Source organism: Kineococcus esterisolvens (assembly GCF_050871405.1).
GTDB lineage: Bacteria > Actinomycetota > Actinomycetes > Actinomycetales > Kineococcaceae > Kineococcus.
In genome coordinates, this window is the sequence record NZ_JBJLRI010000001.1 from 28,386 (window position 1) to 42,679 (window position 14,294).

General features: G+C 73.9%; 10 protein-coding genes and 1 pseudogene. 4 read left to right on the forward strand and 7 right to left on the reverse strand.

Going from position 1 to position 14,294, the window contains the following annotated elements; all coding sequences use genetic code 11:
• Positions 1–8: 8 nt before the first annotated feature.
• From nrfD to ACRYR8_RS00165, 4 genes and pseudogenes are all read right to left on the reverse strand, one after another.
• Complete coding sequence (gene nrfD, locus ACRYR8_RS00150; protein ID WP_432482054.1) at positions 9–1,202, reverse strand: NrfD/PsrC family molybdoenzyme membrane anchor subunit; 1,194 nt, start codon at positions 1,200–1,202, stop codon at positions 9–11.
• Positions 1,199–2,338, reverse strand: coding sequence for a 4Fe-4S dicluster domain-containing protein (locus tag ACRYR8_RS00155; RefSeq protein WP_432482055.1), 1,140 nt, complete (start codon positions 2,336–2,338; stop codon positions 1,199–1,201). Before ACRYR8_RS00155 ends, nrfD begins: the two co-directional genes overlap by 4 nt.
• Before the next feature lie 290 nt (positions 2,339–2,628).
• Positions 2,629–5,874, reverse strand: a pseudogene (gene fdh / locus ACRYR8_RS00160) (formate dehydrogenase); the annotation flags it as partial.
• A 109-nt stretch (positions 5,875–5,983) separates the two neighbouring features.
• Entirely contained in the window at positions 5,984–7,072 is a 1,089-nt protein-coding gene (locus tag ACRYR8_RS00165; RefSeq protein WP_432482056.1) for an arabinan endo-1,5-alpha-L-arabinosidase, read from the reverse strand.
• A 249-nt stretch (positions 7,073–7,321) separates the two neighbouring features.
• Between ACRYR8_RS00165 and ACRYR8_RS00170 the strand changes: the two genes are divergently transcribed.
• Positions 7,322–9,868, forward strand: a complete 2,547-nt coding sequence (locus ACRYR8_RS00170; protein WP_432482057.1) for an alpha-L-arabinofuranosidase family protein — start codon at positions 7,322–7,324, stop codon at positions 9,866–9,868.
• Between the two features lie 33 nt (positions 9,869–9,901).
• On the opposite strand, the gene ACRYR8_RS00175 is transcribed toward ACRYR8_RS00170, so the two are convergent.
• Complete coding sequence (locus ACRYR8_RS00175; RefSeq protein ID WP_432482058.1) at positions 9,902–10,717, reverse strand: MBL fold metallo-hydrolase; 816 nt, start codon at positions 10,715–10,717, stop codon at positions 9,902–9,904.
• Between the two features lie 78 nt (positions 10,718–10,795).
• Here ACRYR8_RS00175 and ACRYR8_RS00180 point away from each other — a divergent pair, with 78 nt between their 5' ends.
• Genes ACRYR8_RS00180 through ACRYR8_RS00190 form a run of 3 tightly spaced genes read left to right on the forward strand, consistent with a single transcriptional unit; the run spans position 10,796 to position 12,631 of the window.
• Entirely contained in the window at positions 10,796–11,344 is a 549-nt protein-coding gene (locus tag ACRYR8_RS00180; protein WP_432482059.1) for a hypothetical protein, read from the forward strand.
• 43 nt (positions 11,345–11,387) lie between these two features.
• Complete coding sequence (locus ACRYR8_RS00185; protein ID WP_432482202.1) at positions 11,388–11,789, forward strand: DUF2243 domain-containing protein; 402 nt, start codon at positions 11,388–11,390, stop codon at positions 11,787–11,789.
• Positions 11,786–12,631: a cytochrome c oxidase assembly protein gene (locus ACRYR8_RS00190; protein WP_432482060.1), complete on the forward strand. Its 846-nt coding sequence runs from the start codon at positions 11,786–11,788 to the stop codon at positions 12,629–12,631. Before ACRYR8_RS00185 ends, ACRYR8_RS00190 begins: the two co-directional genes overlap by 4 nt.
• Here the strand turns inward: ACRYR8_RS00190 and ACRYR8_RS00195 are convergent.
• Positions 12,594–13,709, reverse strand: a complete 1,116-nt coding sequence (locus tag ACRYR8_RS00195; RefSeq protein WP_432482061.1) for an SPFH domain-containing protein — start codon at positions 13,707–13,709, stop codon at positions 12,594–12,596. The genes ACRYR8_RS00190 and ACRYR8_RS00195 overlap by 38 nt on opposite strands.
• Positions 13,709–14,209 carry an NfeD family protein gene (locus ACRYR8_RS00200; RefSeq protein ID WP_432482062.1) on the reverse strand — a complete coding sequence of 167 codons (501 nt, stop codon included), beginning with the start codon at positions 14,207–14,209 and terminating at the stop codon, positions 13,709–13,711. Before ACRYR8_RS00200 ends, ACRYR8_RS00195 begins: the two co-directional genes overlap by 1 nt.
• Between the last annotated feature and the right edge of the window lie 85 nt (positions 14,210–14,294).

Consider the following 14,294-nt stretch of genomic DNA (forward strand, 5'->3'; position numbering starts at 1 on the left):
GGGTGTTGCTAGGTGCGGATCTCCGGGGCGCTGTCCTGCTGCACGCCCCCGTCCTCGGCGCGGTGGTCCTCCTGCCCGAGCGCGCCGCGGTCCCGCAGGCGCTGGCGCTGGGGGACGACGACGTACTTGGGGTCCTTCGTGGAGGCCACACCGGCCTCGAAGACGGCCACGCGCGTCAGCAGCGACCCGGCCAGCAGGCTCGCACCGGCGGCGGCGGACACCAGCCGGGAGCGGCGGCCCAGGACCGCGCCGGCGGCACCGGCGAGGGTCAGCGCGCGGGCGGTCTTCAGGAACCTCCCGGGCCGGCCCTGGTGGAACGGCTCGCTGACGATGCCGTGCTCGCTCTCCATCCGGCGCGCCGCGGTCAGCTCCAGCCCGGCGCCGATCACGGCGGCGGTGCGGGCGGTGCCGGCCTGCGCCAGGGGCGCCAGCAGCATCCCGGCGCCGGCACCGCTGGCCAGGGCGCTGCCGGCGAAGACGAACGGCAGTTCCCGGTACGGCTCGTGCCAGGACGGCACGGCGGTGTCGGCGAACAGCACCGCGGTGTAGGTGGCCAGCAGCGGGGCGGTCAGCGCGGCCCCGGCTCCGGCGAGGGCGCCCACGGGCCCGGCGACCTTGCGCGCCAGGCCGAGGACGCCGTGCCGGGGCAGCAGCGGAGCGACCTCCGAGACGGCGGCGGCCCCCGCCAGCGGGCCGTACGCGGAGAGGATCCACGTGCCCACGGACATCGGCGAGGTGGGTTTGGCGACGCGCAGCATCTGGTAGAAGCGCTCGGGCCGACCCAGGTCGGCGATGAGGAAGTAGGCGCTGGCGCCGACCGCCCCGAGGGCGGTCAGCCGCAGGCCGCGGCGCGCGCCGGCGTCCCCGCGCAGGTTCGCCACCGCGCCGAGCATCGAGCTGCCCGCGGCGAGCCCGCCGGTGAACAGGTAGTAGGCGATGTCGTGCTCCCACACCGGCGGCTTGAGCACCGCGCGGCCGTAGTACGAGCGGAACTCCGCCTCGGGGACGACGGCGTTGACGTCACCCCGGCGGCGCTTGCCGCCCTCCTTGCGCCGGCGCCCCATGCCGGCGCTCCACATGCGCGCCGCCTGCCCGCCCACGGGGTCGGTGCCCGGCCGGTCGGGCTGGCCGGCCTGGTGCGGGGTCGCCTGGGAGGGGCGCGGCTCCGGCTGCAGGCCCTTCATCTGGGGTTGCTCGCTCATCGCCGTCCCACCGCCGCCGCGACGACGCCCAGGACCATCGCCCCGGCCGCGACCACCATGTGCTTGTACATCGAGGGCAGGTCGCGGGTGGTGACCACGGGGTCCGGCGGGAGCCCGTACACCTCCGGCTCGTCCAGCAGCAGGAAGAACGCCCCGTCGCCGCCGACGCCGTCGTCGGGGTCGTGCCCGTACAGGCGGGCCTCGGTGACGCCCACGTCGTGCAACTGCTGCCGGCGCCGCTCGGCGCGCTCGCGGAGTTCGTCCAGGTCGCCGTACTGGATGGACTCCGTCGGGCACGCCTTCGCGCAGGCCGGGGTGTCCCCCTCGCCCAGGCGGTCGTAGCACAGGGTGCACTTCCAGGCCCGGCCGTCGACCTCGCGCTTGTCGATGACGCCGTAGGGGCAGGCGGAGACGCAGTACCCGCAGCCGTTGCAGATGTCCTCCTGCACCACCACCGTGCCGAACTCCGTGCGGAACAGCGACCCCGTGGGGCAGACGTCCAGGCAGGCGGCGTGGGTGCAGTGCTTGCAGACGTTGGACATCATGAGCCAGCGCATGGACTGCCGGCCGTCGCGGTCGGGCAGCGCGGCGGGCGCCAGCATCCCCGGCATGCCGAGGAACTGCTCGCCCTGCTCCGCCGTCCCGGAGGCCCGGGTGGTGGCGGACGCCTGAGCTCCGCAGCCGCAGCCGCCGCCGGACCCGCAGCCGCCGGAGGCGTCCGCGGCGGCGTCCGCCAGCGGCTGCCCGCCGGGGACGCCCGTCCCGAGGCGCGACGCCTCGTCGAACACGTCGATGCCGGCGGCGACGGTGTCCTGCTGCAGCTGCTCCGCGCTGCGGCCGGTGGCCGCGGAGGCGAACGGGGCCGTCTGGTTGCCCACCGGGCGGGACTGCTCGATGAACGCCACCGCGCGCCAGGAGTCCGCCCCGAGCCCACCGGTGTTGTCGTAGGACATGCCGAGCAGGTCGATGCCGTCCTCGGGCACCGCGTTCCACTCCTTGCACGCCACCTCGCAGGCCTTGCAGCCGATGCACACCGAGGTGTCGGTGAAGAAGCCCTTGCGCGGTGGCGGGTCGACGTACCCCGCGTCGCGGGCGGGGTCCTCCAGTCGCCCGGACAGGCTGTTCGCCGAGACCACTAGCTCTCCCTCCCCTGTTCCCCGCCGTCGCCGGCGCCGTCCCCCTCCGCACGGTCAGCCCGGTCGGCACGGTCCTCGCCGGCGCTGCGGGCGGCCGCGCGCGGGCCGTCCCCCAGCACCAGGGCGCGGCCGTCGACGCCTTCCTGCTGCGGCCGGCCCGGCCGGGAGCGGATCTCGTGCCGCACCGACAGCACCTTCTCGATGAGCTCGGGGTGCCCCCCCGTGCCCGCGGGAGTGCCGCCGGCCACGGCGCGCTCCCCGCGGTCCATCCGCCCGTCCAGGTACTGCTGGGTGACCGCGACGCTGCCGGTGGCCATCGTGACCCCGCCTCGCAGGCGGTACTCGTCCACGAGCTCGAGCGCGCCGCGCCCCTGGGGCCGTCGGCCCGGGCGCACGTCGCACGTGCCGGCCTTGAACTCCTGGATGTGGACGTTCGGGTCGACCGTCATGTGCGCCAGGTCGTTGACGACGTCACCGGTCGTCAGCCCCCCGGAGCCCCAGTGGTACGGCAACCACACCTGGTGCACCACGCGGTCCTGCACCTTCAGCGGGGCGAGGCGGTCGGTCACCATGACACGTGCTTCCACCACGGCCCGCGCGGTGATGACGTGAGCCCACCCCAGGTGCTGCAGGCCGCGCTCGGCCGCCAGCTCCGGGGAGACCTCCATGAACAGCGCCGGCTGCAGCTCCGCCAGGTACGGCAGGAACCGGCTCATGCCGCCGGCCGTGTGGTGCTCGGTGAGGCGCGAGGTCGTCCACACGTACGGGAACACGTCGTCGCCCGGCTCCGGCGGGCTCGGGTGCACCTCGTTGAGGTGGTTGGTGTAGATGACCCGTGCCGGGTTCTGCTGCTGGGTGTAGACGGTGTTGCGGAACGGCGACTCGGCGGGTTCGTAGTGCGCCGGCAGCGGGCCGTCGACGACGCCCTTGGGCGCGTACAGCCAGCCCTTGCCGTCGGACTGCATGACGAAGGGGTCGTCGCCGGCGAGGGCCTCCACGCCCGTGGCGCCCTCCGGCGGCCGGTACGAGGGCGCCTTGGTGGCCTCGAAGTCCGGCACGTCGTCGCCGGTCCACTTCCCGGCGTCCTCGTCCCACCAGACCAGCGCCTTGCGCTCGCTCCACGGCTTGCCGTCGGGGTCGGCCGAGGCGCGGTTGTACAGGACGCGGCGGTTCATCGGCCACGCCCAGCCCCACTCGTGCGCGTGCAGGCTCTGCTCGCGCCCGGGCTTGCGCCGGGCGGCCTGGTTGACGCCCTCGGCGTACACGCCGGAGTAGATCCAGCACCCGCTGGAGGTGCTGCCGTCGGCCTTGAGGGAGGTGTACCCGGGCAGCAGTTCGCCGGTGGTGACGTCGTAGCCGTTGATCTCCTTCAGCACCGCGCGGGCGTCGGGCTCGGCGCGCTCGCCGTGCACCGGGTAGTCCCAGGTCATGTCGAACAGGAGGCGGTCGCGCGGGTCGGTGGAGCCGGCCAGCTTCTCCCGCATGCGCCGGCCCAGGTGGTAGAAGAACCACAGCTCGCTGCGGGCGTCGTCCGGGGACTCCACCGCCTTCTCGCGCCACTGCAGCAGCCGCTGCGTCTGCGTGAAGGTGCCCTCCTTCTCCACGTGGGTGGCGGCGGGGAGGAAGAACACCTCCGTGCGGCACTCCTCCGGGACGATCTCGCCGGTGCCGACCTCCGGGGAGTCCTTCCAGAAGGTGGCGCTCTCGATCATCACGAGGTCGCGCACGACCACCCAGTCCAGGTTCGCCATGCCCAGGCGCTGCGCGCGGCCGTTGGCCGAGCCGACCGCCGGGTTCTGGCCCAGCAGGAAGTACCCGAAGATCTTCCCGCCGGCGATCATGTCCATGACCTGGCCGTAAGTGCCGTGGTCACCGTTGATGCGGGGCAGGTCGTCGAAGTGGTAGTCGTTCTCCGCGGTGGCGCTGTCGCCGAAGTACGCCTTGAGCAGGCTGACGGTGTAGGCGTCGGCGTTGCCCCAGAAGCCCTTCTGGTTCGTGCCCTTGATGCTGTCCACGTAGGTCTGCAGGTCCGGGTGGCGCTCGGCGTGCGGCATCTGCAGGTACCCGGGCAGCAGGTTGTACAGCGTGGGGATGTCGGTGGAGCCCTGGATGCTGGCGTGGCCGCGCAGCGCCATGATCCCGCCGCCGGGACGACCCATGTTCCCCAGCAGGAGCTGCAGGATCGCGCCGGTGCGGATGTACTGCACGCCCGTGCCGCGCTGGGTCCAGCCGACGCTGTAGACCAGTGCGCCGGTCCTCTCGCGGCCCGAGTTGGAGATCCACGCCTCGGCGACGTCGTCGAAGACGTCGGTGGGCACGCCGCAGACCTCGGCGACCATCTCGGGGGTGTACCGCGCGAAGTGGCGCTTGAGGATCTGCCAGACCGTGCGCGGGTTCTGCAGGGTCTCGTCGCGCTGGATCTGCTGGTGGTCGACGGGAGCACCGCCGGAGCCCATGGACTGACCGGTCTCGCTGTCGGAGGAGCGGTTGGTCTCCTCCTCCTCCTGGCCGTGCTCCTCGGAGCCGGCGTACTGCCAGGAGTCGGTGTCGTACGAGCGGGTCTCGGGGTCGAACCCCGAGAACAGCCCGTCGAGCTCCTCGGTGTCCTGGAAGTCGTCGCTGACGATCCACGAGGCGTTCGTGTAGTTCAGGACGTACTCGCGGAAGTCCCGCTCCTGGGTCAGGACGCGGTTGATGATCGCCCCGAGCAGCACGATGTCCGTGCCGCTGCGGATCGGCACGTACGTGTCCGCGAGCGCGCTGGTGCGCGTGAAGCGGGGGTCGATGTGGATGACCTTGGCCCCGCGCGCCTTGGCCTCCATCACCCACTGGAACCCGACCGGGTGGCACTCGGCCATGTTCGAGCCCTGGATGACGATGACGTCGGCGTTGCTCAGGTCCTGCAGGTCACCGGTGGCCCCACCGCGACCGAACGAGGCACCCAGACCGGGCACCGTGGCGGAGTGTCAAATGCGCGCCTGGTTCTCCACCTGGATGGCGCCCATCGCGGTGAAGAGCTTCTTGATGAGGTAGTTCTCCTCGTTGTCCAGCGTGGCGCCACCCAGGCTGGCGATCCCCATCGTGCGGTTGAGCTTGTTGCCGTGGTCGTCGGCGTCCTGCCACCCGCGACGGCGGGCGTCGATCACCCGGTCGGTGATCATGTCCATCGCGGTGTCGAGGTCGAGGTCGGTCCAGTCCGTGGCGAACGGCGCCCGGTAGCGGACCTTGGTCTGGCGGGAGTCGCCGTTGACGAGCTGCTCGCTGGCGGCACCCTTGGGGCAGAGCCGACCGCGCGAGTGCGGGCTGTCGGGGTCGCCCTCGATCGCGGTCACCCGCTCGTCCTGGACGTAGACGCGCTGACCGCAGCCCACCGCGCAGTACGGGCACACCGATCTGGCGACCCGGTCGGCCGTGGCGGTGCGAGGCGTCAGCGCCTTCGATCGCCCCGACTGCGACGCCGCCCCGCGTCCCAGCGGGTCGTCACCGGTGAGCTGGCGGTAGACCGGCCAGCCCTCGATCCAGGTGCGCACTCCCACGCGTGCGAACGTACACCCGCCCCGCGGCGGGCGCTCGTCGTGCGCGACCCCGGGTGCGGCGCGACCGCGGGGCGGCCCCGGGCCGGGCCCGGTGCCGCCCCGCGCTCCCTCACGCCGGCGGGGTGCCGTCGCCGGGGCCGTAGCTGAAGTGGGGCCAGCCGCCGCGCCACTCGACCTCGCGGATCTGCATGCGGATCGTGCCGCCGGTGTCCGCGTCGTAGTAGTGGTGCACGGCGTAGGTGCGGCCGCGGTCGTTGAGCACGTCGAGGGCGCCGGTGCCGACCTGGTCGCCGCGCCGGTCGAGGAGCAGGTCGCCACCCCCCTCGGTCATGGGCACGCCCTCGCTGTCGACGAAGGGCCCCGTGGGACTGGTGGAGCGGCCCACGTACGTGGCGTAGGTGCTGTCCACCCCGCGGCAGCAGAACCCGCGCGAGACCGTCAGGTACCAGTACCCCCCGCGCTTGAACACCTGCGGGTTCTCGATGGCGTTGGGCGGGTCGACGGGGTCGTCGGCCAGGTCGATGACCGGGCCCACCGGTCGGGTCATGTCCTCGAGGCGCTGGATCTTCACGCCGGTCCAGAACGAGCCGAAGGCGATGTACCACTGCCCGCCGTCGGAGAAGACCTGCGGGTCGATGGCGTTGAAGTCGTCGTCGGTGTCCGAGCGCAGCACCGGGCCGTGGTCGACCCAGCTGTCCAGGTCGCCGGGGGTGCGGGTGGTGGCCACGCCGATCGCGGAGTTGTTCGTCCCGAACGAGGACGCCGCGTAGTAGAGGTAGAACGTGCCGCCGCGCTGCACGACGTGCGGGGCCCACAGGTGGCCCACGCCGTACGCCTTCGTCCACTCCGGCAGCTCGATGGCCCCGACCGACTCCCAGGGCCCGGCGAGCTCGGTGGACTTCCGCACGAAGATGCCGCCGGGGTCGTCGGCGTTCGCCACCCCGGTGGAGAAGACGTAGTAGGTGCCGCGGTCGCTGAACAGCGTCGGGTCGTGCACGGGGTCGTCGACGACGCCGGGCACGTAGTCGCCGACGTCGCCGGTCATGGGCAGCTTCCCGCTGGGCGGGGGCCCGGAGTGCCCGGCGGCGTTCGCCGTGGCACCGCCGGCCAGCAGGCACAGGACCGCGGCGGCCGCGGCGAGGGGGGTGCGGCGCCGGCGCGCGGGCGCCGTCTCGCCGCCGGTGGTGGATCGGGGCACGGGTTTCCTCCTGCTCCTCGTCGAGCGCACCCGGTGGGGTGCTCCGCGCAGCATGCCCCCACTTCACAACGTTGTACAAGTCCGCCCCGGAGTACTTGACCCGTAGCTGTGCGCTACCTAGGTTGATCGGCACGCCACCGGCGGCTCTGGGCGCGCACTGCTGCGCGCGGTCCGCCGGGCGTCACCCACCCGTTGCGGTGCAGCACGTCCCGGATCCCCGGGCGGCACCGGTCCCGGAAGGACTCCCCCGTGTCCCGATCCCCCTCGCGCGCCGCGCTGGCCCTCGTGGCCGCGGCGGCGCTCACCGTCCCGCTGTGCGCCGCCGGGCCCGCCGCCGCAGCCCCCGGTCGCGGCGCCACCCCCACCCACACCCTCACCGTCGACCCGGCGGCCACCGGCCCGGAGATCGGCGAGCACATGTACGGGGTGTTCTACGAGGACATCAACAACGCCGCCGACGGCGGCCTGTACGCCGAGCTGGTGCGCAACCGCTCCTTCGAGTTCTCCGGGGCCGACCGCGCCGGCTGGGACGGGCTGACCGCCTGGACGCCCACCGCGGTCGGCGGCGGGCGCGGCACGGCCACGACGGTCGACGACTCCGGGCGCCTGAACGAGCGCAACCGCACCTACCTGCGCCTGGACCTGTCCAGCGGCACCCGCGGCACCTACGGCGTGACGAACTCCGGGTACGACCAGGGCCTGGCGGTGGAGGCGGGCGAGCTGTACGACGTGTCCGTGTGGGCACGCAGCGATGCGCCCGGCGGCACCCCGCTGACCGTGGCGCTCACCGGAGCCGACGGGCGGGCCCTGTCCGGGCAGTTCCGCGTGCAGGTGCGCGGCGACGGGTGGCGGCAGTACCGCGGCACCGTTCGCGCCCGCAGCACCACCGACGCGGCACGGCTGTCGGTGCAGGCCGCCGGGTCCGGGACGCTGCGCCTGGACATGGTCTCGGCGTTCCCCCGCGAGACGTTCATGGGCCGGCCCAACGGCCTGCGCGCGGACCTCGCCGAGAAGATCGCCGCCCTGGAGCCCGGGTTCGTGCGCTTCCCCGGAGGCTGCATCGTCAACACCGGCAGCCACGAGGGCTACGACGCCGCCTCCGGGTGGGAGCGGCAGCGCTCCTACCAGTGGAAGGACACCGTCGGGCCCGTCGAGCAGCGCGCCACCAACGCCAACTTCTGGGGCTACAACCAGTCCTACGGCCTGGGCTACTACGAGTACTTCCAGTTCGCCGAGGACATCGGGGCGATGCCGCTTCCCGTCGTGCCCGCCCTGCTCACCGGCTGCGGGCAGAACGAGGCCACCGACGACCCCGAACTGCTGCAGCGGCACGTCCAGGACACCCTGGACCTCATCGAGTTCGCCAACGGCCCGGCCACCTCCACCTGGGGCCGGGTCCGCGCCGGGATGGGGCACCCCGAGCCGTTCGGCCTGACCCACCTGGGCATCGGCAACGAGGAGAACCTGCCCGAGGAGTACGCGGAGAACTTCGCGCTCTTCCGCGACGCGATCACGGCCGCCCACCCGGAGATCACCCTGATCTACAACTCCGGGCCGGACGACACCGGCGCGGTGTTCGACGCCCACTGGGCCAACGCCCGCGAACTGGGCGCCGAGGTGGTCGACGAGCACTACTACAACAGCCCGGCCTGGTTCCTGCGGAACAACGACCGCTACGACTCCTACGACCGCAGCGGGCCGGACGTGTTCCTCGGCGAGTACGCGTCGCTGGACGGCAAGCTCGCCAACGCCCTCGCCGAGGCGTCGTACATGACGGGCCTGGAGCGCAACGCCGACGTGGTGCGGATGGCGTCCTACGCCCCGCTGCTGGCGGACGTGGCCGAGAACCAGTGGCGCCCCGACATGATCTGGTTCGACGGTGACGAGTCGTGGGGCTCTGCCAGCTACGAGGTGCAGAAGCTCTTCATGACCAACGTGGGCGACCGCGTCGTCCCGAGCACCGCCACCGGCGGCGAGGTGCCCGCGGAGCCCATCGCCGGCGGGGTCGGGCTGTCGACCTGGCGCACCGCCGCCCGCTACGACGACGTGCGCGTGACCACCCCCGGCGGCGAGGTCCTGTTCTCCGACGACTTCTCCGACGGTGACGGGAAGTGGTCCCCGGTGACCGGAACCGGGGAGTGGTCCGTGACCGGAGGCGCCTACGTGCAGAGCGACACCACCGCGGAGAACACGTTGGTGCGCACCCCGGACCTCGGCGTCACCGACTACGACGTGTCCCTGACGGCGACGAAGACCGCCGGCGACGAGGGCTTCCTCGTCGGCTTCGGCGTCGACGGCGACGACTACTACTGGTGGAACCTCGGCGGCTGGAACGGCACCCAGGACGCCGTCGAGAAGACCACCGACGGCGCGAAGGAGGTGCTGCTCGTCCGACCCGGCACGATCGAGACCGGCCGCACCTACGACCTGCGCGTCGAGGTGCGCGGCACGAGCGCCGCGATGTACGTCGACGGCGAACTGTGGGGCACGATCACCGACGACGCCGCCACGCAGGAGTTCTCGCAGGTCGTCACCCGCGACGACGACACCGGCGAGCTGATCGTGAAGGTCGTCAACAACGGCGACGAGCCGGCCCGCACGCGCGTGGACCTGGGCGCCGAGCCGGCCCGCCCCACGGCGCGGATGACCGTCATCGCCGGGGACCCGCAGGCGGAGAACACCCGCGAGTCGCAGCCGGTGGCACCGGAGACCAGCACGGTCCACGGGATCGAGCGGGTGTTCACCCGCGAGTTCCCCGCCCACTCGGTCACGTTCCTGCGCATCCCCACCCGCTGACGCCGTCCGCTGAGCGGGCCCGCCCGGGCCCGCTCAGCGGGGGCTGAAGACGCCCGTCTGCCCGCGCGCGAGATAGTGGACCACGTGCGCCAGCCCCCGGCGCTCCACCTCGTCGCGGAAGCGGGACAGCGGCGAGCGGAAGAGGCGGTAGTCGTCCACGTGCACGGGGACGGCGTGCGCCGGCTCCAGCACCTGCAGCAGGTCCGCGCCCTGCACCCCGTCCATCGTCACGACCAGCCCGCCCGGCAGGGTGGTGCCGCCCAGGTGCAGCACCGCCAGGTCCACCTCCGGGTAGCGCAGCGGCACCTCGCGCAGCTCGGGGACGTTCAGGGTGTCACCGGAGACGTACACGGTGAACTCGGCCCGGCCGCCCACCGGCCCGAACTCCCAGACGCTGCCCATCACCGGTGGCAGCAGCCGCTGCCAGGGCTCGGGCGCGTGCCGCCCGGGCGCGGCGGTCACCCGGACCTCGACGTCCCCCCGCCGCAGCGTCCGGGACTCCCACGTCGACAGCCCCGTCACATCGGTGAACCCGTGCACCCCGGCCAGCCGGCGCCGGGCGTGCGGCGTCGTCAGCAGGGGCACGTCGTGCGGCAGGCCGCGGCGCGCGACGCGGTCGAAGTGGTCGCCGTGCAGGTGGGACAGGACGACCCCGTCCAGCGGCGGCAGGTCCGCCACGCCCATCGCCGGCTCGGTGCGCCGCTTGGCCACCAGCCCCTTGCCCAGCCAGGCGTACTGGCCGCGGTGCAGGAAGTTCGGGTCGGTCAGCAGCGTCAGCCCGCCGTAGCGCACCAGCGTGGTGGCGGTGCCGACGAAGGTGAGGGACAGCTGCCGGTCGCTGGGGTCCACACCCACCCCCCTACCCCGGCGCAGGCTGGTGGAACCACCGGAGGGTTGCCGTGCCGCCGTCGCGGGTAGTGCACCTGCGTGGACGAACGAACCCCTCCCGCCGACCGGCACCACCTGCTGGCCATCTACCTCAACGACCACCTCGCCGGCGCCACGGCGGGTGAGGCCCGCTTCGCGCGCGCCGCGCGCAGCCACCGCGGCACCGACGCGGGGCGCGTGCTGGAGCGCCTGACCCGGGAGGTCGCCGAGGACCGCCGCACGCTGGTCCGCCTCATGGGTGCGCTCGGCGTCGGGTCCGACCGCCGGCTGCAGGTCCTGGGCCGCGCCGGGGAGGCGCTGGGGACGCTGAAGACCAACGGGCGTCTGCTGCGCCGGTCCCCGCTCAGCTCCGTGGTGGAGCTGGAGATGCTGTCCCTGGGCGTGCAGGGCAAGGGGGCGCTGTGGCGGTCGCTGCGGGAGCTGGCGCTGGACGACGACCGGCTGGACGCCGACGAGCTGGAGGAACTCGTCGAGCGCGCCGCCCGGCAGTCGGCCGAGCTGGAGGCGGTGCGGCGCAGCGCCGTGGCCGAGGCCCTGGGCTCGGGCCACCGCGAGGGGCCCTCCGCCGTGCCCCCGCAGGCCGGCTGAGGGCAGCGGCGTGGCGCGGCGGTCCCTGGGGGCCGGGCTGCTGATGGGCGTGGGCCTGGCCGCGTTCGTCGACGAGGTCGTCTTCCACCAGCTGCTGCACTGGCACCACTTCTACGACCGTTCGACCCTCGAGGTGGGGCTGGTCTCCGACGGGCTCCTGCACGCCGGCGGCTGGATCGCGACCGTCGCGGGGCTGTTCCTGTTCGCCGACCTGCAGCGCCGGCGCGCCACCTCCCGGGCGCGCGTGGTGGGCGGCGTCCTGCTGGGCTGGGGGGCGTTCCAGGTCTACGACGGCGTGGTCCACCACAAGGTCCTGGACCTGCACCAGATCCGCTACGGCGTCGAACTGCTGCCGTACGACCTGGCGTGGAACGGTGCCGGGCTGCTGGGCGTCCTCGCCGGGGCCGCCGTCCTCGCCCGGGCCCGGCGCCGCGAGCGCGCGTGAGCGGCGCGCTCCTGCTCGTGGCCGTCGCGGTGCCGGGCGCGTACCTGGCCGGTGAGCGGCGGTTGCACCGGCGCGGGGACCGCTGGCCGGCGCGGCGCACCGCCGCGGCCGTCGGCGCCGCCCTCGCGGTCCTGGCCGCGGCGCTGGTGCCGGCCCTGCTGCCCGGCCACGGCCACGGGCACGCCGGTGGCTTCCCCGCGCACGTGGTGGTGCACCTGCTCGCCACGATGCTGGCACCCCTGCTGCTGGCCCTGTCCGCACCGCTGACGCTCGCGCTGCGGACCCTGCCGCGCGCGGGGCGCACCGCGCTGCTGGGGGTGCTGCGCAGTCGCTGGGCCCGTGCGGTGACCCGGGCGCCGGTGGTGCTCGTGCTGGAGGCCGGGGGGTTGTGGGCGTTCTACCTGACGCCGCTGTTCCACCTGTCGCACACGCACCCGTGGGTGGGGGTGGCCGCGCACGTGCACATGGCCGCCGCCGGCTACCTGCTGAGCGCCGTCGTCGTGGGCGCCGACCCGCTGCCCCGCCGCCCCGGGGTGCCGGCCCGCGCGGTGCTGCTGCTGCTGGCCGCGGCGGCCCACGACGTGCTCGCCAAGGTGCTGTGGGCGCGGGGCCTGCCCGGGCACGGCGGCGCCACGGCCGAGGTGCGCACCGGTGCGGAGGTGCTGTACCACGGCGGAACGGTGGTGGAGGTCGCCAGCGCCGTCGCGCTGTTCGGCGGCTGGTACGCCCGCGAGGGCCGCCGGTCGCGCCGCCGGGCCCGGCCGCCGGTCGCCGTCGAGGCACCTGCGGAGGTGGAGGCGCAGGTCAGGGCGCCGGCGGCTCGGCGTTCCCCGGTCCGCTGACGCGGCGCGTGGCCCCCTCGGCGGCCGCGGTGGCACCGGCGGCCTCGGCGCGGGCGCGGTTCAGCGCCTCGGAGGGGTCCTCCAGCACGGGTTCCTCGAAACCCGGCGCCGGGGCCTCGTCCCGCGGCCGGCGGCGCCGCGCGGGGGCGCGGTCCCCCTGCGCGCCGTCCCCCCCGCCGTTCCCCGTCTCGCCGTGCGCGGCGAACATCGAGCCGAAGCCCTTCAGCGCGTCGTTGAGCTCGCTGGGCACGATCCACACCTTGTTGGCGTCGCCGCGGGCGATCTGCGGCAGCGTCTGCAGGTACTGGTAGGCCAGCAGCTTCGGGTCCGGGTCACCGCGGTGGATGGCGTCGAACACCTGCGTGATGGCGCGCGCCTCACCCTGGGCCCGCAGGATCGCCGCCTGCGCCGAGCCCTCGGCGCGCAGGATCTGCGACTGCTTCTCGCCCTCGGCGGTGAGGATCTGCGACTGCTTGAAACCCTCGGCGTTGAGGATCGCCGCGCGCCGGTCGCGCTCGGCGCGCATCTGCTTCTCCATGGAGTCCTGCACGCTCGCCGGCGGGTCGATGGCCTTCAGCTCCACGCGGTTCACGCGGATCCCCCAGCGGCCCGTCGCGTCGTCGAGCACCCCGCGCAGCTGGCCGTTGATCTGGTCGCGGCTGGTGAGGGTCTGCTCCAGGTCCAGGGAACCGACGACGTTGCGCAGCGTGGTGACGGTCAGCTGCTCGATCGCCTGGATGTAGTTGGCGATCTCGTAGGTCGCGGCCTTGGGGTCGGTGGGCTGGTAGTAGATGACCGTGTCGATGCTCACCACGAGGTTGTCGGAGGTGATGACGGTCTGCGGCGGGAAGGAGACGACCTGCTCGCGCAGGTCCACGGTGGCGCGGACCTTGTCGATGAACGGCACGAGGAAGTGCAGCCCCGCGTCCAGCGTGCGCGAGTAGCGGCCCAGCCGCTCCACGATGACGGCCGTGGCCTGCGGCACGATGCGGATGGTCCGCGCGATGACGATCGCGACGAACAGCAGGACCAGGGCGAGGACGACGATCGTCACGACGGTGTCCGTCACGGTGTCCATCAGGGCTCCTCCTCCGGCGGGGCGGGCGGTGCGGCGGGGGCGGACGGGCCGACGACGGCCGTGGCGCCGTCGATGGCGACCACGACGACGTCCTCACCCGCGGTGAAGCTCTGCCCGGGCGCCGCCGAGCGCGCCGACCACGTCTCCCCCACGAGCTTGACGGTGCCGCCGCGCACGGTGACGTCGGTGAGCACCAGGGCCGGGCGGCCCAGCAGCGCGGGCGCGTTCGTGGTGCCGGCCGGTGGCATCCGCAGCCGGCGCAGCAGCACCGGGCGGACCGTGCCGACGAGCAGCGCCGCGGCGGCCGCCGCGGTGAGGACCTGGCCGACGTAGCCGAGGCCGGCGGCGTCGGCGAGGGCTCCGGCCAGCGCACCGCCGGCGAGCATCGCGAAGACCAGGTCCAGGGCGGTCAGCTCCAGGATCCCCAGGACGAGGGCCGCGGCGATCCACAGCAGCCAGGCGTGGTCCAGCAGGTCCTCCAGCCAGCCCACGACGACCACCCCCCCTGCCGATCCTAGGGGGCCACCGCGGGACGGCGGGCCGACGGCGGGCGTGTCGGTCCGGGTCCCGGCGCGCGGTCGGGGC

What these genes read in the sequence shown, in the direction of transcription:
- nrfD (WP_432482054.1), bottom strand. Translation starts at nt 1,202, where the DNA reads ATGAGCGAGCAACCCCAGATGAAGGGCCTGCAGCCGGAGCCGCGCCCC.
- ACRYR8_RS00185 (WP_432482202.1), top strand. Translation starts at nt 11,388, where the DNA reads ATGGGCGTGGGCCTGGCCGCGTTCGTCGACGAGGTCGTCTTCCACCAG.
- ACRYR8_RS00195 (WP_432482061.1), bottom strand. Translation starts at nt 13,709, where the DNA reads ATGGACACCGTGACGGACACCGTCGTGACGATCGTCGTCCTCGCCCTG.